Annotated in this window: 19 protein-coding genes; 13 read left to right on the plus strand and 6 right to left on the minus strand. The window is 64.0% G+C overall.

Features of this window, described 5'->3' with window-relative positions; all coding sequences use genetic code 11:
* Positions 1 to 73: 73 nt before the first annotated feature.
* The 4 genes from AC5P65_RS03380 (at position 74) to AC5P65_RS03395 (ending at position 5,831) form a co-directional block, all read left to right on the plus strand.
* Entirely contained in the window at positions 74 to 715 is a 642-nt protein-coding gene (locus AC5P65_RS03380; RefSeq protein ID WP_180832610.1) for an imm11 family protein, read from the plus strand.
* 409 nt (positions 716 to 1,124) lie between these two features.
* A complete protein-coding gene (locus AC5P65_RS03385; RefSeq protein ID WP_180832607.1) occupies positions 1,125 to 1,763 on the plus strand; it encodes a DUF1629 domain-containing protein in 639 nt (212 codons plus the stop codon).
* 37 nt (positions 1,764 to 1,800) lie between these two features.
* The gene (locus tag AC5P65_RS03390; RefSeq protein WP_495215425.1) at positions 1,801 to 5,148 is read left to right on the plus strand and encodes an XVIPCD domain-containing protein; all 3,348 of its coding nucleotides are present in this window, start codon (positions 1,801 to 1,803) and stop codon (positions 5,146 to 5,148) included.
* A gap of 44 nt (positions 5,149 to 5,192) precedes the next feature.
* On the plus strand, positions 5,193 to 5,831 hold the full coding sequence (locus AC5P65_RS03395; protein WP_180832604.1) for a hypothetical protein: 639 nt from the start codon (positions 5,193 to 5,195) through the stop codon (positions 5,829 to 5,831).
* Positions 5,832 to 6,047: 216 nt separating this feature from the next.
* Here the strand turns inward: AC5P65_RS03395 and AC5P65_RS03400 are convergent, their stop codons facing one another.
* The 3 genes from AC5P65_RS03400 to AC5P65_RS03410 all read right to left on the minus strand — a co-directional run bounded on the left by AC5P65_RS03400 (position 6,048) and on the right by AC5P65_RS03410 (position 11,451).
* Positions 6,048 to 6,917, minus strand: a complete 870-nt coding sequence (locus AC5P65_RS03400) for a hypothetical protein (RefSeq protein ID WP_180832602.1) — start codon at positions 6,915 to 6,917, stop codon at positions 6,048 to 6,050.
* A gap of 198 nt (positions 6,918 to 7,115) precedes the next feature.
* On the minus strand, positions 7,116 to 10,940 hold the full coding sequence (locus AC5P65_RS03405; protein WP_180832600.1) for an XVIPCD domain-containing protein: 3,825 nt from the start codon (positions 10,938 to 10,940) through the stop codon (positions 7,116 to 7,118).
* Positions 10,941 to 10,950: 10 nt separating this feature from the next.
* Positions 10,951 to 11,451 carry a hypothetical protein gene (locus tag AC5P65_RS03410; protein ID WP_049412203.1) on the minus strand — a complete coding sequence of 167 codons (501 nt, stop codon included), beginning with the start codon at positions 11,449 to 11,451 and terminating at the stop codon, positions 10,951 to 10,953.
* 549 nt (positions 11,452 to 12,000) lie between these two features.
* Here AC5P65_RS03410 and AC5P65_RS03415 point away from each other — a divergent pair.
* The 6 genes from AC5P65_RS03415 (at position 12,001) to AC5P65_RS03440 (ending at position 17,730) form a co-directional block, all read left to right on the plus strand.
* Positions 12,001 to 12,927 (plus strand): XVIPCD domain-containing protein, encoded by a 927-nt coding sequence (locus tag AC5P65_RS03415; protein WP_180832599.1) that lies wholly within the window; start codon positions 12,001 to 12,003, stop codon positions 12,925 to 12,927.
* Positions 12,924 to 13,559, plus strand: coding sequence for a hypothetical protein (locus tag AC5P65_RS03420; protein WP_258014263.1), 636 nt, complete (start codon positions 12,924 to 12,926; stop codon positions 13,557 to 13,559). Before AC5P65_RS03415 ends, AC5P65_RS03420 begins: the two co-directional genes overlap by 4 nt.
* A 180-nt stretch (positions 13,560 to 13,739) precedes the next feature.
* Positions 13,740 to 14,573: an XVIPCD domain-containing protein gene (locus tag AC5P65_RS03425; RefSeq protein WP_258010020.1), complete on the plus strand. Its 834-nt coding sequence runs from the start codon at positions 13,740 to 13,742 to the stop codon at positions 14,571 to 14,573.
* Positions 14,574 to 14,757: 184 nt separating this feature from the next.
* A complete protein-coding gene (locus AC5P65_RS03430; protein WP_180832598.1) occupies positions 14,758 to 15,906 on the plus strand; it encodes a YncE family protein in 1,149 nt (382 codons plus the stop codon).
* Between the two features lie 143 nt (positions 15,907 to 16,049).
* A complete protein-coding gene (locus AC5P65_RS03435; protein WP_019660872.1) occupies positions 16,050 to 16,625 on the plus strand; it encodes a hypothetical protein in 576 nt (191 codons plus the stop codon).
* Positions 16,626 to 16,665: 40 nt separating this feature from the next.
* Positions 16,666 to 17,730, plus strand: a complete 1,065-nt coding sequence (locus AC5P65_RS03440) for an XVIPCD domain-containing protein (protein ID WP_180832597.1) — start codon at positions 16,666 to 16,668, stop codon at positions 17,728 to 17,730.
* Positions 17,731 to 17,793: 63 nt separating this feature from the next.
* On the opposite strand, the gene AC5P65_RS03445 is transcribed toward AC5P65_RS03440, so the two are convergent.
* Both AC5P65_RS03445 and AC5P65_RS03450 read right to left on the minus strand, forming a co-directional pair.
* Positions 17,794 to 18,210, minus strand: a complete 417-nt coding sequence (locus AC5P65_RS03445; protein WP_019660874.1) for an XVIPCD domain-containing protein — start codon at positions 18,208 to 18,210, stop codon at positions 17,794 to 17,796.
* Between the two features lie 75 nt (positions 18,211 to 18,285).
* Positions 18,286 to 18,765, minus strand: a complete 480-nt coding sequence (locus AC5P65_RS03450) for a nuclear transport factor 2 family protein (RefSeq protein WP_111098378.1) — start codon at positions 18,763 to 18,765, stop codon at positions 18,286 to 18,288.
* A gap of 226 nt (positions 18,766 to 18,991) precedes the next feature.
* On the opposite strand from AC5P65_RS03450, the gene AC5P65_RS03455 reads away from it, so the two are divergent.
* Positions 18,992 to 19,804 carry an alpha/beta fold hydrolase gene (locus tag AC5P65_RS03455; protein WP_111098377.1) on the plus strand — a complete coding sequence of 271 codons (813 nt, stop codon included), beginning with the start codon at positions 18,992 to 18,994 and terminating at the stop codon, positions 19,802 to 19,804.
* A 9-nt stretch (positions 19,805 to 19,813) separates the two neighbouring features.
* Complete coding sequence (locus AC5P65_RS03460) at positions 19,814 to 19,987, plus strand: hypothetical protein (protein WP_171953343.1); 174 nt, start codon at positions 19,814 to 19,816, stop codon at positions 19,985 to 19,987.
* Positions 19,988 to 20,078: 91 nt separating this feature from the next.
* On the opposite strand, the gene AC5P65_RS03465 is transcribed toward AC5P65_RS03460, so the two are convergent.
* On the minus strand, positions 20,079 to 20,759 hold the full coding sequence (locus AC5P65_RS03465; RefSeq protein WP_180832596.1) for a hypothetical protein: 681 nt from the start codon (positions 20,757 to 20,759) through the stop codon (positions 20,079 to 20,081).
* A gap of 133 nt (positions 20,760 to 20,892) precedes the next feature.
* Between AC5P65_RS03465 and AC5P65_RS03470 the strand changes: the two genes are divergently transcribed.
* Positions 20,893 to 21,552 (plus strand): hypothetical protein, encoded by a 660-nt coding sequence (locus AC5P65_RS03470; protein ID WP_180832595.1) that lies wholly within the window; start codon positions 20,893 to 20,895, stop codon positions 21,550 to 21,552.
* Positions 21,553 to 21,554 lie beyond the last annotated feature (2 nt).

Consider the following 21,554-nt stretch of genomic DNA (forward strand, 5'->3'; position numbering starts at 1 on the left):
CCTCGAAACGACCATGCCAAGAGGGGTAAACTCCATCAGCGACATCATTGAAGGGAATCCAAGGACGCAGGCGATGAAGCGAAGCCCCACCCAAGGCCCTCAAGCGGGTCAGTTCTACTTGTTCTCACCAGATCTGGAAAGCAGCCGTCCTTTCCGCGGCGCCGAGGTTGAGAACCTGTCGGTGCTGCTCGATCCACCGCGCATCATTCTGCGCCCGGACAACGGGGGGTTCCCAGCGCTTCGCGAGAAGCCACGCGTCGTCCTTGATGCTTCCAAGGGCCCTGAGCCACGTGACCTGGAGGGCGGCTTCAGCGGGTACTGGCTCGTCTCGGAACGGCTGTGGCAGGTGATGAAATCCGTGGATCCGCATGCGTTCGACTTTGTTGAGTGTGATGTTCGCCTGGCCGATGGCACACCTATGCCACGGCGTTTCCTGTGCGACGTGGTGCGTGAACTGGACGCGATAGACGAGGGGCATTCAAGGCTTGGTATCGAGATCGATGAGGACTTCGTCAACGGAAAGTTCTATTCGATTGCAGGCGGGGCGAGTCTGGCCATTCGCTCTGAGGTGGTGCGAGATGGGCATGTCTTCCTGACTCCATTCAGCACCTTCGTGATCGCGAGCCGCGAATTTGTTGATGCAGTTCACGCGGCGGGGATTCCGACGAGTCCTCGGGATAGCGGCATCTCCTTCGTGGACGCTGCGGCAGTCTGACCTTAGGGAGCAGACAACTGATGGCAGACCAGTTGCGACGTGTTGAACAGCCGCACGGTTCAGTCAGGCACGCCCGGCTGTAGCCGCCGCCCATCGTCCGGCTCCACGTCGTAGTTGCTGCCGAACACCAGGACTGCCTCGTGCGGTGGAAGGTCCGCATAGCAGCCCAGCGGGTGGTCGTCCAAGCCGACTTGGCTATTGTCGATGACGACCGAGTGAAGGGCTCCCATTGGACGGGTGATCTACGTGTAATGGATTTTCGCTGTCATCCGATACCGGCTGCTGCAGACCGGGTTACAGGAATTTTGCCCATTCAGCACGTATCTTTAGGATTGCCAGTATTTGCTCCGTGAGCGGCCCCCGGTAAGCTGTGTCCAGTGCAGGAATCAGAATGAGATGGAGATAGCGCATGGATTCAACCTCAGCTAATCGCCCCCGGAAGGGGGAGTTCTTTCTCCTTGAGGCCGGTGCAATCAGCGGCCCTGCATGCGGGGTCGTCTTCGAGAATCTGGATCGTCTGCTGTCTCCTCCCCGCATGATCCTGCTACCAGAGGAGGGGGGCATTCCACCACTCCGCGAAGTTCCGCGATTGGCTTTCAATCCCAGCATGGGCGCACCGCCGCGGGATCTGGAGCCGGGATTCAGCGGATACTGGCTGGTCTCGAAGCGACTGCACGACGTGATGATTTCCGTTGATCCTCACGCCTTCGCCTTTGCGGAAGTTGACTATCGGCTGGAAGATGGTAGCCAAGGCGACCGCCGCTACTTGTGCACTGTGATCCGGGTAATTGATGCGTTGGACGAAGGTGCTTCCAAGCTTTTTATTGATAACTCCGAAGATTTCATCAACGGGAAGTTCTACGACTTGGGTGGTGGTGCAAGTGTGACGTTTGATCGTGGCGCGCTCGGCCAGGCGCACGTCTTCAAGACACCTTATACAGCCTCTGTCTTTTGCGACCACGTGTTCAAAGACGCAGTGGAAAGCGCTGGCGTGGCTGCTGACAATGATGCCGATGGCATGTGGTTTATTGACGCTGCAGATATCTAGCCGCTTTGCAGCTGCTGAGCAGGAAGGAGCCTGATCGATGCCTCGCAATGGACCTCACTTTCAAGACCATCACGCCATCGAGCAGCGCACACTGGCGCGTAGTCCGCTGCTCAGGATGCTCGCCGACACCGGTCATTTTGATATCCACGCTCCGGAGAATCGGATTTTTCTCCCAGCTGATCCGGCGTTCGCTCAATCGCTGGGAATTACTCCGCACAGCGGTGGCCCTATCGCCGACTATCAGATTGGACTTCTGCAACGTTTGCGTCGCCTGGAGCAGACGCCCGACGGAATGGCCGCGTTCAACGGAGACGCTGCCGCACAGGCGCGGATTTCCGGGCGGGTAGAGGCGCTGCGGGACACGGTACGGGTTGGCCTGATCAATGGTGATCTCTACACCAACGCTCCCTATGGTCTGAAGCCTGACGATATTCGGCCACAAATTCAGAGCTTCTTCTTCAACGAAGCCCGTTATAGCCAGTTAAGCGCTCCCCAGCTTCAACAGCTTAGGAGCTTCACGCCGATCGATAGCGGCTGGGCGGGTGTTACTCATTCGGAGCATCGAGTAGTGACCACGCTCCGGCACATTCAGTCATCTCCCAATCCGTTAACACGTGGAGGTGGAGCGGAGTTGCAGCGTCAAGGCCTTTCGGAGGCAATCTCCGGCGCCTACCACGGTGGCAGGCTGAGCATATCCTCAGAGGGAGTCCTGATAGTTGAGAATGCTCTGGGTAAGGAAGCGGCAGACCCATTGCGCGTTCCGCAAGGCCAGCGAGGATTTGCAACTACCAGCATCCTCCTCGGCGAAGCCTCCACCAGCCAACTTATCCGCTCCGGCGGCCTGCTCGCATCCGGCGCCGACGCCGTCATCACCGCCCGCCGAACCTCGCAGCTGCTGGAAGAAGGCAACGGCACCGCCGCCCAGTCCGAGCTCACCCATGCCTTGGCGCGCAACGGCGGTGGCTGGGTCGGTGGCATGGCCACGGCATCGGTGATCGGCACGTCCAGCTTCGTCCCTGCGGCCATCGTCGCGGGTGATGCGCTGCTGATGAGCAAGGCGTTCGACAAGGGCGCCGATCTGCTCGACAACCGCGCCATCTACCAGCAGACCGACAAGGCCGATGTCACATGGCAGTTCGATGGCCGCAACTGGCAGCGTCAGGCGGTCATGGACAGCGCGGGCGACGGCCTGGGCAATCCGGCTGAGCGCAGTGTGGGTGCCAGTTACGAGAAGGCCCGCGAGCTGGGCGCATACGCCCACGTAAAAGCGGTAGAGCTGGCGCTGGGCAAGGCGCCGCCGCCGCAGGATCCTTTCAGCATCCCGGCGAAGGATGGCGAGAGCCGTCTGGACAACCCCAACTGGCACCGCGATGCGCAGACCGAACAGTGGACGCGGCAGGTCAAGATCGGCCTGACCGGCGCCAACGATCGGGGGGTGTATGAGACGCAGACCGCCAGCCCCGAACGCGCCAACGAGTTGAATCGTGAGGCGGTGCAACGCATCGAGAACAACATCGCCAACGGCAAGGCCGCGATTGCCGCCAGCTACCTGGAGACTTACGTCGCTACCCGCGCCAGCGACTTCGTGCCGCTGGTGCCGGAAGCGGTGGAGCAGGCGCGTGCCAGGCCCGACGCCATCCAGGGCTCGGACAACCAGCTTTACCAGCGCGATGACGCAGGACAATGGCACCACGCTGGCCAGATCGCGCAGGGCAACATGGCGCTGGAGTTGGAGCTGACCCGCACCATCCAGCAGCCGTCGCTCGATCAGTTCAACCAGACCATTGCCGCATTGGACGCGCGACCGTTGCCATCTGCGGCGGAAGTGAACCAGAACGAGCTGCGCCACAGCTACTACGCTGCGGGCATCGCGCTGACCCCGGCGTGGGAGCAGGCCATTGCCCTGGCCACGGCACGCACGCGCGAGCAGCACGGCATTGCGGGTCCCACGCTGCAGGAACTGGGGCCTGTAGCCGAAGGCGACGCGGGCGCGTCCCGGCCCATCACCCATTACCAGGTAGGCCAGGATGGCGTGGCGCGTGCCGTCGCGACTACCAGCACGCAGGAGCTGCAGGCCGCATGGAATGAGATGCGCGCGCGTGCCAATGAGCAGGCACCGTTGCCCGACTCGCCCGAGCTACGCATTGCAGCGCTGTCGGCGGGTGAGCAGGAGGTGTACCGGCAGGCACTGCAGGAGGCAAATCGGCTCGGTGCTGCGCAGGTAGATGTAGGACAGGTTGCACGAGCAGCCGCACAGCTGGCACATGGCGACAAGCCATCCGAGCAGGATGGGAACGTGGAAGTGCGGCCTGAAGAGCCGGCGACTGCGCAACCCATCGCGCCTGCGACGGTTGCGGCAGCGCCGCCAGCGGTAGCGGTCACGCCACCGCCTACGCCTGCGGCACAGGACAAGCCCGCGCCTCAGCGGCACGCCGAGCAGCGCGATCCGCCGCGGCGTGAGGCGGAGCCCCAACCTCAGCCCCATCCAAACAGCGAGGCGCCCACCGAGAACCGTACCGCCTCACAGACGCCGGAGCCCGCTGGGCCGATGCAGGCGCACCCGGTCGAATCCGAGCGTGCGACGCCACACTCTGCCGCGCCTCTGGCAGCGGCAACGCAGACGGTGCCCACGCAGCGCACAGAGCAGGCAGCGGAACCGGAGAAGATGGCCCCGATGCCTGCGGTTGCGCCCACTCCAAAGCAGGACATGGCAGTGCAGGAGGTGGAACCGGTGCCGTTCAAGGAGCCGCTGCCTGCTGAGCCTGCGCGCGATCCATGGCCTTTGGAGCAGGAAGCGGCACAACACGTGCCAGAGCCCGAGCTGGCTACATCGGATGACCTCCAGCCTGTCACTGCGGCTGTCAATGTTCCTGCCCAGCCCACAATAGCGCCAAGCCTTGAGCCAGCCGCGCCCGCACCGGATGAGGCATCGAGCCCGAACAGGGCGCTGCAGGACCCCACGCAGCCCGGCCACCCCGATCACGCGCTGTATCAGCAGATCCGCGAGGGCGTGGAAGCGCTGGACGCCAAGCACGGCCGCAGCTTCGATGAAGTCAGCGAACGCATGACGGCCAGCCTTCTGGTACTGGCCAAGGACAACGACCTGGAGCGGGTGGACCATGTGCTGGTGAGCAACGCTACGTGCGAACACCCGGCCGGGCACACGCTGTTCGTGGTGCAGGGTGAGCCCAGCAATCCGGCCCATCAGCGCGCTGCGATGCCGACGGAGCTGGCGGCGCGGACATCAGTTGAAGAGTCACTGCAACAGTTCGACTCTGTCAGCCGTGAAGCGCATCAGCGTGCGCTTGCGAATCAGATGGACCAGCAGCTGGAAGACCAGCGGGTGCAGCACGACATCCAGATTCGTGCGGCCAGCGGGGGATGATCAACGTGTGAGCTGCACTGGGCGACCTGCGAAAAGGACCGAAGATGAAGCCACAAGGAAAGCGCCGGATCTGCATGCTCGCTGGACTGCTCGTTCTTCTGGCTACGGGGTGCCGACCCGAGGCGGCTCGCGACGCAGGCTCGATAGCAGAGGCCCATCGTCCGGATCTGGTGCCGCTTGTGCGCGCCATGCCCACCTCGTCAATGGATGAACCATTGGCAGTGGAATTCGATGTGGATGTTCCCAGCAGGAATTCCTCTCCAACGCTCATGATCGGCATTCGGGTCAATCGTACGGACGACGTCCCGGCACTGGAGGCACTGATCGATGTTCAGGCATCCGGGCTCCAGGCCAACGTCTCCATGGCGCGCCTGGAATCGGGTGGATGGAAGGACGTGCCGTTGCTCCGGCTGGAGTCGATCATCGGGGAACCTGCCCGGACGATCCCCATCCCCGCCGATGGTCGAATAACCAGCGCGTGGCTGGACGATGCTGACGTACTGGCGCTGCAGAATGCTGGGCTGGAACGACCCGGTGATACCTACGCACAGCTGGCCTTCGCATGGGCACGCAATCCCTCGCCGGGCCGATACCGGGTTGAAGTGCAACTGCATTCGCCCTTGCCGCAGCTTGAGCCGTTCCACCCGGAACTGCTGGTTGCTTACCTGCGCAGGCCCAAATAAGGCAGCCTCGCCACCGCCGGCACGCTGAGTGTCACGGGTAAGTGAGCGCGACAATCTGCCGATAGAGGGGGATCGTACTTATCTGTCTCCCCCACCGAACTGGATCGCGTAGACGCAGGCTCATGATGGAGGAGAGCAGGGCCGAAGTGTCCTTGGCTGTGATGACCCTCGGCGGGTGCCTGTCTGGGTTGAAGCCGAGCGCCCGGATCTCAGCGTTTACGACTGAACGCGATAGCGGCTCAGAAGATCACGCACGCTGGTTTCCAGGCGCTGCCAGTCGCTCAGCATGACGCGTGCATAGTTCATCTCGATGGCGATGCTGTCGCCCACATCCACGATGGAATGGCGGCACATTGCGATCTGGCCTTCGCCGGCGCGTTCAAGTGTCTTTCCCTGAACGACAAGTCCGTCAGGAATGCGGTCTGCCGGGTCGCAGCTGATGAACGTTGTCAGTTGGCCCTCCGTCGAGCGGGTCACATACCAGTCTGGTTCCATTCCTGGGTTGTGCACGTAAGGCCTGTCCAGCGCAGCCTCTGACTCCTTTGCATAGGCTTCCATCAACGATGGGTCAGTCGCATAGGGCGTCAGACCCCAGCGTTCGGGTTGTGCAACGCGCAGCGCGAGGTTTTCTACCGGGTCCCTTCGCTCCAGCGATCCCGGCGCGCTGGTGGCTTCACTACTGGACCGACGTGCCAGATAGTTCTGGATGGGAACGCGATCGATGTATCTAAGCTCGACCAGCACCTGCCGCCGGCTGTCCTGCGTGCTGCGTACCGGGCGATCACCAGGAGGCGCTGCATCGAAATCAGGCCAGAACACCGTGAGCATGACGCCCCCATCGGCCAGGGGACCCGTCTGGTTGTAGTAGAGGTTGGCCGGGAACATGAAGCGGTGCGGGCCAAGCCGAGCCTCCACGGGCTGCGTCGTGTAGGTCTGTCCGCCCACCGTGCGTGGGCTGGTTGCGCTTTCGCGCATGGGGGTTCCGTTCGGGTCCTCTTCCGTGGATGGGGCCTTCGCGCAGGCGGTGGTGCTCAGCACAGCCACCAGGGCGAAGGAGACAAGCCGGCAAGCCGGTGCTCTGCTCATGGGCGATTTCCTTGCATGATCGAAACGACTATAGAACGGTGGAATGGCAAGCTCCATTCGCAGCCGGGACCGCGGCCGCCGCGGGGTCATTACTGCATGCTGGCTCACATGTTCAGCAAGTCGCGATCGGCGCCCTCTCTTCCTCCATCTGCCCCCCATCCCCTCTATGCCATCAGCCAGCCAGGACCGTAGTACCCATTAACACGCGCTTGCTGCTCGCACCTGGATGTCCAGCTGTGCTCGCTCATCCTGCAGTTGCTGCTCCTGCTGATTGGCCAATGCGCGCTGCCGCGCCTCCCTGCTGACCGAATCGAACTGCAGCAGTGACTCCTCCACCGGCGTCTGCGCGGCCTCTGCCGTTGGCATGGAAGCGCGCAGATGGGCGGGGTCGTTCGCCTCGCCCTGCACCACGAAGAGGGTGTGGCCGGCGGGATGCGTTGCCGTGGCGTTGCTTACGAGCACATGATCAACGTGGGATAGATCATTGTCCTTGGCCAGAACCAGCAGGCTTGCCGTCATCCTCTCGCTCGTGGCATCGAAGCTTCGGCCGTGCTGGGCATCCAGCTCCGCTACGCCCTCGCGGATCTGCTGATAGAGCGGGTGATCGGGATGACCGGGCCGCATTGGATTGCTTTCCGTCAGAGCGGCCGACGGCGGCGCTACATGCTCAGGGAGGTCGAGCTCCTCATCTGAAGGGGAAGAGGGCGGCGCTGCCTGACGGGTAGCGTCTCCGCCAACGTCAGCCGTTCTGGGGCCTGCAGGTTCCAGCTCTGGATTGTCCTGGGCCGGTAGTGGCGGAACTGGGAGATCCAACGGGACTTCCTGGGCGGTCCTTGGGGCCTGCTCGCTCTCAGAAGGTTGCGGCAGTGGCTGCTCTGCTTTGTCTTGAGCTGTAGCGACGGCAGGCTGCACCGGCAGTGCATCCGCAAGCTTCTGCGGCTCAGCACCGCCCTGATGCGCGGGACCCTCAGCCCTGCGCTCCTGCATGTGAACTGGCTGGGTTGAGCCTGCACTGCCCGCAGTACTTACGACCGAGGCATTCCCCTGCTCATAGGCCCGCTCTGCAGTCGGTTCATGCTGCGAGGCACTTTGAGGGCCCACTCCTGGTGCAGTCGGTGTCGGCTCCTCCTTCCGAACGTCCTGCCGAGCGGCATCCTCTGCACGCTGCGCCGAATCGGCTTGTCGTTCAGGGCGACTCTCTACTGGCTGCTCACTCTCACGGGAGGGACGCGTGCGCTCTGGCTCAACAATCGACGCCGAGGGCGCGGCGATGACAGGAGCTGGCGCCGGAGTGGGCTCCCGAGCGGGTTCAACGACAGCACTGGCTGCCGCACCTCGTTGCAGGTCAGTGTCGCCCTTCAGTGCCTCAACCGGGTCGATCTGCACCCCTCGCGCCTCCAGCACGGCCGCAGACGCTGCCTGCTGCGCATCCACCGCCGCACTGCCTTGACGATTGGCCTCCTGCAGCGCTTGCCGGTGTGCGTCCTGCTCCTTTGCAGTCAACGCAGCAATGCGTAGCTCGGGCACGTCGGGTGTCGTCGCCTGATCTGCAGGCCCAGCGCCTTGGGCAGCCAGTGAAGCCTCAGGCCGAAGCTGCGACTGCGCCCGCGTAATGTCCTCAATGGTGGCGGTGCCGGTGAGCACCATCCGGTTTCCGCCGGCGTCACCGAACGTGGCGATGGCACTTTCTGCGCCGGGCGCGTGGGTACGGGGGTCTGGCATCAGTTCCAGAACCACGTCGCCTGTTCTGCCCTGCAGATTCAGCGTCTGCTCCACCGCGACGGCTGTAGCTGCAAGCTGCTGCTCGGTGCGCTCGATGCCATGGCGCGCGTAGAGCGCATCCACCTGGCCGCGAATACCTTCGTGTGCAACCTGTGCGGTGTCCTTGAGCTGCCTGGCGATGTCGTACAGCCCGGCGATACCGTCATTCTGGCTTTGCCAGGTGATCTCCAGCTCGTCGCTCAGGTTCCGGTTGGCGGCGCTGTCAAAGATCACACCCTTGCTGACCCATTGGCCGTCCGCCTGCCGTGTATAGGCATTGCCATCACTCGCCTTCAACGTGTCGGCGCTGGCCTGCGCGTCCTGAATGGCACGGGGAATGGATGGATTGTTCGCGTCGCCGAAGTCGCTCCAACGTCCTTGCTCGTGAGCAACCATGTAGCGCGCAGCCATCGCGGCCTTGGTGTTTGACGCGTTCTGGGCGATGACCGTGCGCGACTGTTCATCCAGAGCCTGCGCCTGCTCTGCCGAGACTGGCAGGTGGCGGCTGTTGGGCACTCGACCATCCACCATTTCCTTGATTTCAAGTTCCCATTGTCCCGAGCTGGCATCGCGTACAAAGGCGCGATCGGTCTCGAAGGCGCCTCGTGCCGGCTCGGCCAAGCCATTGGCATTCAGCCGGTAGGGATTCTGTGGGGGGGGCGGATTCGACAAGCCCAACTCATACGAGGCCCGAGCCGCCTGCCAGTTCAACTGGCGCTCCAATGTGCCGGTGGCAACATAGCTGGTGCGGAAGGTGACGTCGTCACCCTGTGCCGTCTGCACCGGGCGGACTTCGACGCCGGTGCCCAGGTCGGTGCTCTGGACCTGCTGCTGTTCGCCGGCTCGCAGCCAGCGCCCATTGGGATCAGCGGGGTCGCGCGTCCAGGTGCGCCCCATCGGGTCAACCTGCGAGTAGATGCGTTCGATGTCCTTCTGCTCGGCCCAGCGTTCGCCAAGGTATGCACCGAGGACGCCGCCACCGATACCGGTTGCAATGGCGCCAGGGCCCGTCCACGAGCCCGAAGCGAGGCCGACACCGGCGCCGCCAAGAAAGCCCCCCACTGCACCGCCGACGTTGCGGCCGACGAAGTGTGCAGCGGTGGAATCTGCGCCTGCGGCATTGCCTTGCGAGTTCAGCTCAATCCACTTGTGCCCGGAGGTGGCGAAGTCGTGCGCAAGCAGTGCGACGCCCGCAACGCCGGCAACCTTGATAGCGGGGTTGATTCCGGCGTGCATGCCATGCGGTGCAACGTCGGCCACTGCTTCGGCAACCGTCGCCGCACGGGGAGGGCCGCGTGGAGCTCCTGGCTGCAGGGGCGCGTGCGATGGTGGTTCGGGAAGATCAGCGAACAGACGTGGCCCTGTGCCCAGGTTGGCATGCGCGGCGACCCAGTTCGCACGCGTGGTCGACATCTCGCTCAGGTTCAACGCGCTGTAATCGTGCAGCGGTCGTTCGAAGAGCGTCTTGCTGACAGCGTCATAGCCATCGATGGGTTTGAGATGCAGGCGCACCTGCGCAACATCGACGGGTTGCGCGCTGTTGGTGGTGGCATGCTGCGCGAGGCTGCGCTCAAGCGCCTGGTACTCGGCGGCGGACTGGCTTGCGAAGGCCAGCGGCTCAGGCCCGAAGGCACTTATGGGATAGCCGTTGATGCGGACGTTGGGGTGGTCGAGGGCGGTGGCTAGTTCGAACCTACTGAAACCGCGATCGGGAGGCGCCCCATCCACGAAAGCGATCAGCGGCTTGCCCGTAGCAATGGCGTTCTCGAAGAACTTTGGGCTGCCGGCGTTCCACATTATGTCTTGGAGCGCACCCACATAGTTCTTGTCGAAGGGAACGATCCCCTTTGACTCCATCACGCTTCTGAGGCCAGCTTCCATCGACTGGAGATCGGGGATGTGAGCTGGATTCTTGGCTAGCTGATCGACGAACTTTCCCCATGGGGTATCGCCAATTATTCCCGACTTTCCGTTGATATCCTTTGAGTACACCTCTGCATTGGTGTAGTTGGAGATTCTTGTGGTGTCCTTGCCCGAGAACGCGAGGTAATCCATCCCATCCGGAAGTCGCGGAGGGTGGGCCTGCATATTGCCGGTTACATACTGTTCGAAGCTGACGCTGGTGGTTGGACCCGATCCCGGTGATTTCAGATAGGTGATGACATCGGAAATCTGCTGCGCAGTCAGGGCTTCTCCACTCCCGGCCTGGGTTGCGCCGCCGAGTGTGGTCTTCACAAAATCATCGAAGATGAATTTGCTCATGGCTTAGACCTCAGGCGCCGAATGCGGGGACTTCAACGCTGGCCAGCACGATGGAGCCGTCGGTCAACGTGACGACGTCTGCGGGTGCCGGAATCTGCGATTCCATCAGTGCCTGCGGACTGGTCACCGCGAGATAGCGTAGGGATTCATCGTTGTCAGTTCGGCCTGCGAATGAAAGTACGAACCCTTGTGCGAGCCCTTTGAGATAGGTGAAGTCGTCATCGGCGTTACCTAACGTCTGCTTGTATGCCAGCATGGCGTGGATGACCTGAGCATGCTTGAGGTCAAAGACGAAGCAGTGGACGGAGCGTCCTTCGTCCTGCGTAGTTTCATCCCACCCATCGAATCCAACTCCACCTACACGCGACTCTCCGCGATAGATGGCGAACTGATACTCGGTCCCGTGCCGACCGTCTGCCAGAACAGTCGGTCCAATTCTTGGGCGAGGGATCTCCGTTTCACTGATCGGATCGAGCGAGGAGTAAGGCTTGGCCTGGAATTGGAAGGGCATCTTAGTTCCTGCGTTTAGTGGGGCGGCGGCTGCTAGTGACCGATTGAGTGGATCGGTCGGCGTCCGCAAGAATAGGGAGGGCATCCGTAGCCAGAACAGCCCGGTCGCCTTTGATGCCGCGCGACGTCGGGCCGATGACCTTGCCAGCGATAGATCCATCACGGGATTCAAAAGCCCGCAGCATGTCGGATCGCTGCTTGAGGCGAGGGCGTGGGCCTTGCGCGTCTGCTTGGCTGATGGTTGGTTTCGAGCCAATCGCGACAGCGGGCCGAGCCTGAAAGCACGGCCCGCGTAATCGTTCATACAAGGGCAACAGTGTCGGCAGCCTCACGATGAGGTCCATGAGCAAATCCATTGCTTCACATGCGCCAACTATACGGCCCACTCCCGCCTTACTCCATACAACGATACATGGGCACAGCCGGAATGCACGCTGGTTCACACATTCAGCATGCCAGTCGTGGCCCCAACTTTGTCCTCCACCTGCCCCCCATCCCACCTATGCCATCATCCGGCCAGGACCGCAGCACCCATCAAGGCTGAACAGGCATGGAGCAGGCAACACGCTACACGGTAACCCTTTATCTGGCCGCCCCCGGCACCCCGCTGAAGAGTGGGGGCATCTCGCCGCGCGGCCACATGTACCTGCAGGTCGCTGCGGGCGACGAGGCCCACAGCTATGGCTTCGCACCACCGCGCCACGCGCCGGGCGAAGCCCGCTCCGGCGTGCAGTACGCGCAGGTGCGCCACGATGATGCCGACGAGCATCTGGACCCGTACTACAGCCGCACCCTGGAAATCTCCGAGGAGCATTACGGCTGCCTGCGTGATTTCGCCGAGGAGCCGGCGGAGTTCGAATTCGACGTGGATCGCCCGGCCACCATCAACCGCTGCAGCGATTTCGTCTGGGCGGCGCTGCACTACGCCGGCCTGCATCCGCTGCCGGCGCCGCTGGATGGCGGCAGCAACCTGGGCGAGTTCGCGGTGCTGTTCAACCTGCCGGAAATCCAGTGCGTTGCCGCGCCGTTCCCGGGCAGCGATCTGAATGCCGAAACCCACCACGCGATGCCCGAGCGCGAGGCCGAGCATCATCGCCAGGGCGACCGTGCCAGCGATGAGCCGCCGCCGACGCCGATTGAAGTGGCCGGCACGCTGCTGGACCCTTCGCATCCGGACCATCGCCTGTTCTCGCAGCTGATCCAGAAAGTGGCCGAGCTGGACGCTGCGCATGGCCGCCCTTTCGATGCGGCCAGCCAGCGCATCAGCGCCAGCCTGCTGGTGCTGGCCAAGCAGAACAATCTCTCGCGCGTGGACCACGTGCTGCTCAGCAGGCCGACCCAAAGCAGCCATGCGGCGGAGAGCATCTTCATCGTGCAGGGGGACCGCAACGACCCGGGGCACCGCCGCGCCAGCATCGCCACCGAGGTGGCGGCCAAGACCGATGTGGCCGATTCGCTGCGGTTGAAGGAGCAATGATGCGGCCACTGCGGCGGGGGCTGGTGGTACTGGCGGTGCTGGGCGCGCTGGCGGCATGCCGTGCGTCACCAGCGCCGGAGGTTGCGCCGCCCCTGCTGACGCGCGCACAGGCCGAGGCGCGCACGGTTGTGCCGTTCACGCGGGCCGTGCAGTTGCAAAAGGCCGGTCGGATTGCCGAGGTCACGTTTGATTTGCCGGCGCCCCAGAAGCCGGCCATTCCGATCCTGAACATCGGGTTGCGGCTGCAGGATACCGATGCCCGGCGGCTGCTGGATGCGTGGGAGAAGATCAGGCTGGGAAGGCCACCCATGCAATTGCGCCTGGAGCGGATTGATGGCGGCGCACCTGATCCTGTACAGCTATGGCAGAGCACTCCTGACGGGCGCGACTCACAGAGAATTCCAGAAGATGAAGTTGTGCGATACCTGTCCGATACAAGCTTGGATGAGGGCGCACTGATCCAAGCCGGTCTGCACTCGCGTGAGATGCTGTATCAGGTACTTCAGGTCGCGGATGTCGGTTGGCTGGAGCCGGGCCGGTATCGGTTGACAGTCGGTCTGATGGAGGACCGTCCGCAGCTGGAAGGGCTCCAAGCCGAACTTATTGTTGGATATCAATCGCTAGGGAAGTAAGACATGAGCAAGGAAGCAGAGCGCTATACGGTCACGATTCATCTCGCTGCACCCGGCACGCCGAGAGTCGATGTGGGTGACGCGGGCCAGAAGAGATTGTTGGATCCGTCATTTGCTGGGCACATGTTTCTTTCGCTGACGCGATCAAGTGACCCGGTACCCGTGAGCAGGGGATTCACGATGGGGAGCGACCGTGCGAATCCCTCGCTGGGCAAAGTCGATGACACGGATCTGCGGGTCTACGACAAGCCCCGCTTCGAGCGCACGATCGAGATCAGCAAGGAGCAGTACGACCGCATCCTCGAGTTCTCGGCAGACCCTAAGAAGCACGGCTTCGACATGAACTACGACTTCTTCTCCAACGCCTGCACCGATTTCGCGTGGGGTGCCCTGAACCACGCAGGGCTGCGCCCGGTGGGGCTGGCCGGGGAGATCACCAACTACGAGGGCGCTACCAGGGTCCTGGACAACATCCGCGCCGTCAATGCCATTCCGCAGCAGGTGAAGGGCAGCGAGCTGGACAAGGTGCAGTGGAACCCGATGCCGAAGCAGACCTTCCGCGAGTGGATGTTCACCGAGAACGGGGAGCAGTGGCGCGGCAACAGCGTGCTCGCGGCAAGCGGCACGCCCGCAGACCCGGCGCACGACGATCATGCCCGCCTCAACCAGATCCACCAGCAGGTGGCCGACCTCGGCGCTTTCGGTGCACGCAACGGCAATGTCAGTGCCAGCCTGCTCGCGCTGTCGAAGGAGCAGCAATTCTCGCGCGTGGACGAAGTGGTGCTGGGCGAGCAGCGCGGCGATACCGCACCGAAGCTGTTCATCGTGCAGGGTGACCGCAGTGACCCGGCACACCAGCGCGCCAGCATGCCGGCGGAGTTGGCTGCGCAGGCACCGGTGGAGGCCTCGTTCGATCGCGTCGCGCAGTTGCAGCAGAACGAGCCGCAGCGAGACGCGCAGCGCCTGCAGGAGGAGCAGCAGCTTCAGCAGAGCCACGGCCCACGGATGGCATAGTGGCGGGCGCAGCATCGAGGTCGAGCGTCGGCCATGCCCGCGCCGGCGCACGCCACGCCCCCCACCTGCTACCATTCCCCCGCAACCCCAGCCAGCCCACCCGCGCAGACAGATGCGGGGCGGGCCGTCGCAGTACGGCCCAGCGAGCCAGGACACCCTCCCGTGCCCATTCAAGGACGCTCGCATGTTCCGTAATCCTCTCTTCCGCTCGGCCGCCCTGGCCGTTGCCGTTTCGCTCAGCCTCGGCGTGCCCTCCGCGTTCGCCGACAACGCATCCGCTGCCAGTGCTACCACCGCCGCTGTGCAGCGCCAGGCCGTGGCCAAGGGCCTGTACGAGCTGGCCTACAGCCCGAAGCAGAACGCCGTGTTCGTGGCCTCCTCCGGCGGCTTCGGCGATGACGCCGGCCCGGCCCAGGTGCTGCGCCTGAACCCGGCCACGCTGGCCGTGGAAACCCGCATTCCGCTGGAGCGCAAAGCGTTCGGCGTGGTGCTGGATGACGCCCACAATCGCCTGTATGTGGGCAACACCGTGGACCTGTCGGTGACCGTGGTCGACACCGTGCAGAACAAGGCCATCGGCACCATCCAGTTGATGGAGAAGAAGACCGGCAAGGACGGCAAGGCTGCCTACACCCACGACCTGCGCGAGCTGGTGGTCGACAGCGCGGCCAACCGCCTGTACGTGACCGGCCACAGCAGCCAGCCGGACGTGAGCAGCGTGCTGTTCGTGATCGATACCACCACGCTGAAGGTGATCAACACCATCGACGGCCTGGGCAATGCCAAGGCGCCGGGCCTGGCGCTGGATGCGGCCAACAAGCGCGTCTACACCAGCAACCTGCTGGCCGACCTGGTGGTGGTGGGCACCGATTCGAACAAGGTGGTGGCGCAGCACAGGATCGCCGCCGAGCAGCCGATGAACATCGCGCTGGATCCGGCCGGCAAGCGCCTGTTCGTGACCGACCAGGGCTCGGAATTCCTGCGGGGCTACCAGGCCAAGAGCAGTGGCCTGGTCAGCAAGCATCCGGGCCAGCGCGTGCTGGTGCTCGACCGCAGCACCGGCAAGGAGCTGGCCAGCATCCCGACCGATGCCGGCCCGCTGGGCATCCTGCTGGATGCACCGCGCAAGCGCCTGTACGTGACCAACCGCGAAGCCGGTACGGTGACCGCCTACAACAGTGACAGCTACCAGAAGGTGGCCACCTACACCGTGCCGACCCACCCGAACAGCCTGGCGCTGGATGCGAAGAACAACGTGCTGTTCGTGAGCATCAAGAACGGCGAGAAGGATGACAAGGGCGCTGACGAGAGCGTGGCGCGCATCCAGCTGTGATGCGCTGACGCTGGGCTCGCCCGGCAGCGTGCCGCATGAAGAAGGCAGGGTGCAGGCCCTGCCTTCTTCTTTGCCGGGTTGCAGTGCCGAGCGCCAACCCGCTAGGGTTGAGGCCTATGGCAGGGAGCCAAAGGATCTGAATCATGCTGGGTATCCACCGCTGGCTGCGCGCCGGCCTGATCTTCACGCTGGCGGGCGCACTCGGCGCCTGTAGCAGCCGCGTACCGGATGCGCCGGAGCCGCTGGATCTGGTCAAGCCGATCGACGTGGCCGGGTCCGGCCAAGCGGTGCGGTTCGAGTTCGAGACGAATGCCCGCAACTTCTATCCGGGTCGTCCCTATGTTCTGGATCTTGAAGTGCAGCGACATGGACCCGGGCCTGACAGTGAGCCTGACATGGACAATGTTCATGTTCCCTTTCAGCTGTCCCTGCAGCGCTGGGTCGCAGGTGCCTGGCAGGACGTTGCAACGTCTGATGTCTATCAGGCACGGGCGCGCAATCTGGGTGAGCCGCTCCCCGAATGGCACGAGTCGGCAGACTGGCGTTACGCGCAGCAGGTATCGATGGACGCCAGCCGATACAGGTTGAGCATCGTCACGCTGCCGATAGAAATGGGTGCCCGCTACCGCCTGGATGTGCGCACGGTGCAGCCCACCGCTGCGCTCCAGCATTACCCGGCGCAGCTGCGGGTTCATGCCGACCCACTCTCTGGGAAATAGACGTCATCCCACTGCTGGAAGGAACTGAAGGATTTTTCTTATGGATAAGCCGCGCTACACCGTAGAAATCGTCATTGCCGCACCTGGTACGCCGTTGGTGGACGAGAGAGGTGTACAGAAAGTTGTGGACGGGGTTCCGCAGACATCCGGGCCCGGACACATGTTCTACGTGCTCCATGGGCCGGACAAGACCACGCGGAGTTTCGGCTTCGCGCCGACGGAGCATGGAAGCATGAACGGGCCGGGCGAGGTCATGAAGACCGATGCGGTCGAGTACAGGAACCCGCATTACAGCCGCACGCTCGAGATCAGCGAGCAACAGTACAGAAAGCTTGAGGCCTTCGGTGCGCACCCGGATAAGTACGGCTTCGATCTTCAATACAAGGACGTGCGCAACAACTGCGTGGACTTCACCTGGGAAGCCTTGAACCACGCAGGCATCCAGCGGAAAAGCAGCATCGACGTGAACGCGTTGGGAGGTCCCGCTGGCCAGCTTCTTCCGGATGTTCGCATTCCTCTTGACATCAAGGGGGCGGGCAAGGACGCATTCCGACCGCTGCGCAACATCCACGGTGTGGATAGCATTGATCCGCCGTTTCCGGACAGCGAGCTCAACCAGAGGAAAACCAATCCCCTGCCGGAGCGCAGTCTCAAGCAACACATGCTGAGTGATGCCGAGGGCATGGGCGAACGAAGCGGTGATCTTCTGGCCCGGCACAGCAACGATCCGCTGCTTTCACAGATCCACCAGGGCGTGGCCCGGCTTGATGCAGAGCGGGGCCGCAGCTTCGATGCCACCAGCGAGAACATCAGCGCCAGCCTGTACGCCCTGGCCAAGGCAAACGGACTGACCCGGGTCGACCACGTGCTGTTGAGCGATCGTACTGCGCAGGCGGATGTGGCGCAGAACATCTTCATCGTGCAGGGCGAGCGCAACGACCCGGCACAGCTGCGTGCCAGCATGCCTACGGCGGTGGCCGCGCAGACACCGGCGGAAACATCGTTCGAGCGTGCCGAGCAGCTGTCGCAGTCTGCACAGGTGCGCACGCAGGATGAGCTGCAGCAGCGCCAGGTGCAGGAGCAGTCCGGTCCGCGCATGGCCTAGCGCAGCAAGCGCCACGGCGAGCCGCCGTACTCGCGCTGGGCCGCCAGTAACGCTGGAGGCGGCTCAGCCCAGACGGTGTGCCGGGTTCTGCTGCTGCTCCTGCTCACGGGCCTGCTGTTCGGGCACTAACCCCACGGCCGGCTGCTGCGGGGCCAACCCCAGCTTCTGCATCGACTGCTCCACCGGCGTCTGCGCCGCCACCGCGGTCGGCATCATCGCGCGCAGGTGCGCCGGATTGGCCGGGTCGCCCTGCACCACGAAGACGTTGTGCCCGGCCGGGTGCTGGGCCGTGGCGTTGCTGACCAGCACATGGTCGACCTGCTGCAGGCCCTGCTCGCGGGCCAGCACGGTCAGGCTGGCGGTCAGGCGCTCGCTGGTCTGGTCGAACGCACGGCCATGCTGGGCATCCAGAGCGGCCACGCCTTGGCGGACCTGCTGGTTGAGGCCGTAGTCGGGGTGGTTGGGGGTGAGTTCTGCCATGGCGATCGAACGGTAGCGGTGGGTCGGGGTGAACCCCTTCAGTATAGATCCGGCCGGTGAAGGGCGCCGGAAAGGTCAGTCCGCCGGCCGATGGTCGTAGCTGATCACCCGTTCGGCCAGCCAGCGCCCGTCCACGCGGCGCCAGACCTGGATGAAGCGGGCCTGGCCGGTCCAGCGTTCCACGCCATCCTTGCCGCGTTCATGGAAGCGGTGGTTGCCGATTTCGAGCGCCCGCTCATCGTGCAGCGGGAAGACCTGCAGCGAAGATTCCACCAGCTCGCGGCGCAGCTGCCAGCCACCCTTGTGCGCGCTGCTGCACAGGGTGGCCACGCTGCGACGGAAGTCCTCGCGGCTGCTGGCCGACTTGCCGTCCTTGTCATGGAAGAACTCCATGTCGTCGGTCGTCATCGCGGCGGCCCTGTCGGCATTGCAGGCCTCGAAGGCGGCGGCGAACAGCTGGGTGTCGGCCTGGCGGATCTGCTCGCGCAGGGAGTCGGCGGGCGCTGGCGCGGCAACGAGGCCGGCGGCCAGCAAGGGCAGGGTGGGCAGCAGCATGGTGAGGCTCCAGGGAGGGTTCACGCAGGCTCGCATGGCGTTTGGGCCACTGCAGCCGGCGTCCGACGAAACGGCCCTTCCACGGAGTGAACGCCCGCATTTGCGGCCCGGCGCCAGCGTCGGGGCCGTGGCTGTGCAGGCGATGTCATGAGCGGCCGGGATTCCCTCACGGCCGCCACAGGGCACGGCCACTAGCCTGAACGCCTCCCTTTCCACAGGAGCGCCCATGCCTGCTTCCCGCATCCGCCTGCACGTTGAAGACACAGGGGGCCACGGCCGCCCGGTCATCCTGATCCACGGCTGGCCGCTGTCCGCCGATGCCTGGAGGACGCAGGTGACGATTCTGCGCGACGCTCAACACCGGGTGATCAGCTACGACCGGCGCGGCTTCGGCCGCTCCGACAAGCCGGCCGAAGGTTATGACTACGACACGCTGGCGGCGGACCTGGCGGGGTTGATCGAGGAACGTGACCTGCGCGACGTCACCCTGGTCGGCTTCTCGATGGGCGGCGGTGAGGTGGCGCGCTATGTGGCCAACCACGGGCAGGAGCGCCTGCACAGCGTGGTGTTTGCTGCCGCCGTGCCGCCGTACCTGCTGCGCAGTGATGACAACCCGGACGGCCCGCTGACCCAGGACAAGGCTGATGAAATGCACAGTGGTCTGGAGAAGGATCGCGAAGCGTTCTTCGACGGCTTCACCCGCGATTTCTTCAGCGCCAACGGCAAGCTGATGGTCACCGAGGAAGCGCGCCAGGCGGCGATCGCGCTGTGTCATCAGTCCGACCAGACGGCAGCGCTGGGCTGCATGAAAGCGTTTGCCACCACGGATTTCCGTGATGATCTGAAGAAGATCACAGTGCCCACCCTGATCCTGCACGGTGACAGCGATGCCATCGTTCCGTTTGAAGGCTCTGGCCAGCGCACGCACCGGGCCATTGCGGGCAGCGAAGTGGTGATCCTTGAAGGCGCGCCGCACGGCTGCAACATCAGCCATGCCGACCACTTCAATCTTGCCCTGCTGAACTTCCTGAAGCGGTAAGCTGCGGCCATGCGCGAACCGAAGATGCCACCGTGGAAGAAGCCCAACCCCAAGGGCCAGACCTCGCGGCCGCTGTCGCCTGCACAGAAGGAGGCGGCGCGGCAGCGGGCGGAAGAGAATGGGCGGCGCTATCCGAATCTGGTGGACAACATGTGGGCCGCCAAGCTGCCGCGCGGACTGTGATCTGTAGAATTGAGCCATGCTCGACTCCGCTCTGCATCCATCCACGCACGGCGTGGATCTACGGCAAAAGCAGCCGAGCGTGGGCTCGGCTCTACAGCTTGGCCAGCGGCTTCCAGCCGGGTTCCATCCAGGGCGCGATCTTGTTCTGGCGGACGGTGATGGCCTCAACTGGTACCCCAGCCAGGCGTGCAAGCTCCGCACGCAGCAGCTCGGCATCCACCGACATGGCCGTAGCCACCTGCAGCCGATCACCCTGATGTCTCACCTGTACCGGTAGCGTGGCACGCGCGTCCTGCTGGCCGCCGGTGCGCCCGATCGGGTAGCGCATTGTTACCGGCCGTGACAGCTGCGCCAGTGCGGGCTGCCACGCCTGCAGCACGAGGGGCTGCCCGGCAGCGGGAACATGTATTTCAGCAATCGTGGCTGGGTAGCCGGTGAGGCTCTCGACCATGACCTGGAAGCGCGCGCCATCTGGTACGGCCAGCACGGCGGCGATCAATACGCACAGCGAAACGAATACCGCCGCCAGGATCCAGCTGCGCGGCGCGGTGGCCGGTCGAGTCGCGTTGCGCAGCCCCGGTTTGCGCCGCAGCTTGCGCGCGTAGATACGCCGGTCCTTCCTGCGCGGGCTGCTGCTGTGCTCAGGCAGGTTCAAGGGAACGCGCGGAAGGCGCGCCACGCGGGCCTGCATCAGGCGCGAGAGCAGCATCCACGCGATCACGAACGCCAGCAGCGGGAGCAGGGTTCGCACCCACAGATACAGCGTGACCATCCACAACACCTCTACATACGACCATCCATGCTCGTCTACATCCTACCGGGACCACGCGGTGGTTGTCGTATACGCCAGCCGACAGGCACAGGATGCTTGGTTAGGATGGTCCTTTGTTGTCATGGATGAACCGATGGTCTCTGCCGCTGCCCGCTTCTGTCGCATCTGTGGTCCCGGCCCGATCCTGCTGGCCCTGCAGGTGGTGGCGTTGCTGGCGGTAGGCCTTGCAGCCGGCTTCTTCCACTACCGTGTGGGGCTGCTGCTGGAGCCGGTGGATGACGCATGCGGTGGGCCCGACGCGGCCGCACGCATACAGGTGGCCGAACAGCTGCTGGCGCGATCCACTGCGCTTGCACCGTGGCAACCGTTGCAGTGGATTCCGATGGCGGGCGTGGTGCTGGCGCTGCTGGGCGCGATGTCGATCAGCGTCTATCGGCTGGGGCGGTTGTCCGGACGGCTGCGGCGGGCCAACCGGGTCTTGATGATGCTGCATGGCGCGGTACTGGTGCTGGCGGTGCGGGCATTGCATCTGTACGACATGGCATGGACCAGTGTGGCCAAGCTGGCGCCGACAACCTGCCTGATGGAACTGGGGGAACAGGGCAGTTTGCCGCTGGCACAGGCGCAGGAGGTGGTGTTCGAGATCCTCACCCACGAGCATGCCCCGCTGCTGCGCAATCCCGATGATCTGGCCCTGGTGCTGGTCGCAGTGATGCTGATGGCGATGGCTGCAGGATTCATGTTGTGGCGGGCGATCGTGCGCGAGCGGGAGGTGCAGTCGCCCAGCCCATAGCA

Source organism: Stenotrophomonas sp. YJH_SMC_48-3 (assembly GCF_059369375.1).

Coding starts and splice junctions, on each gene's coding strand:
- AC5P65_RS03380 (WP_180832610.1), top strand. CDS start 74: ATGAAGCGAAGCCCCACCCAAGGCCCTCAAGCGGGTCAGTTCTACTTG.
- AC5P65_RS03385 (WP_180832607.1), top strand. CDS start 1,125: ATGGATTCAACCTCAGCTAATCGCCCCCGGAAGGGGGAGTTCTTTCTC.
- AC5P65_RS03390 (WP_495215425.1), top strand. CDS start 1,801: ATGCCTCGCAATGGACCTCACTTTCAAGACCATCACGCCATCGAGCAG.
- AC5P65_RS03395 (WP_180832604.1), top strand. CDS start 5,193: ATGAAGCCACAAGGAAAGCGCCGGATCTGCATGCTCGCTGGACTGCTC.
- AC5P65_RS03400 (WP_180832602.1), bottom strand. CDS start 6,917: ATGAGCAGAGCACCGGCTTGCCGGCTTGTCTCCTTCGCCCTGGTGGCT.
- AC5P65_RS03405 (WP_180832600.1), bottom strand. CDS start 10,940: ATGAGCAAATTCATCTTCGATGATTTTGTGAAGACCACACTCGGCGGC.
- AC5P65_RS03410 (WP_049412203.1), bottom strand. CDS start 11,451: ATGCCCTTCCAATTCCAGGCCAAGCCTTACTCCTCGCTCGATCCGATC.
- AC5P65_RS03415 (WP_180832599.1), top strand. CDS start 12,001: ATGGAGCAGGCAACACGCTACACGGTAACCCTTTATCTGGCCGCCCCC.
- AC5P65_RS03420 (WP_258014263.1), top strand. CDS start 12,924: ATGATGCGGCCACTGCGGCGGGGGCTGGTGGTACTGGCGGTGCTGGGC.
- AC5P65_RS03425 (WP_258010020.1), top strand. CDS start 13,740: ATGGGGAGCGACCGTGCGAATCCCTCGCTGGGCAAAGTCGATGACACG.
- AC5P65_RS03430 (WP_180832598.1), top strand. CDS start 14,758: ATGTTCCGTAATCCTCTCTTCCGCTCGGCCGCCCTGGCCGTTGCCGTT.
- AC5P65_RS03435 (WP_019660872.1), top strand. CDS start 16,050: ATGCTGGGTATCCACCGCTGGCTGCGCGCCGGCCTGATCTTCACGCTG.
- AC5P65_RS03440 (WP_180832597.1), top strand. CDS start 16,666: ATGGATAAGCCGCGCTACACCGTAGAAATCGTCATTGCCGCACCTGGT.
- AC5P65_RS03445 (WP_019660874.1), bottom strand. CDS start 18,210: ATGGCAGAACTCACCCCCAACCACCCCGACTACGGCCTCAACCAGCAG.
- AC5P65_RS03450 (WP_111098378.1), bottom strand. CDS start 18,765: ATGCTGCTGCCCACCCTGCCCTTGCTGGCCGCCGGCCTCGTTGCCGCG.
- AC5P65_RS03455 (WP_111098377.1), top strand. CDS start 18,992: ATGCCTGCTTCCCGCATCCGCCTGCACGTTGAAGACACAGGGGGCCAC.
- AC5P65_RS03460 (WP_171953343.1), top strand. CDS start 19,814: ATGCGCGAACCGAAGATGCCACCGTGGAAGAAGCCCAACCCCAAGGGC.
- AC5P65_RS03465 (WP_180832596.1), bottom strand. CDS start 20,759: ATGGTCACGCTGTATCTGTGGGTGCGAACCCTGCTCCCGCTGCTGGCG.
- AC5P65_RS03470 (WP_180832595.1), top strand. CDS start 20,893: ATGGTCTCTGCCGCTGCCCGCTTCTGTCGCATCTGTGGTCCCGGCCCG.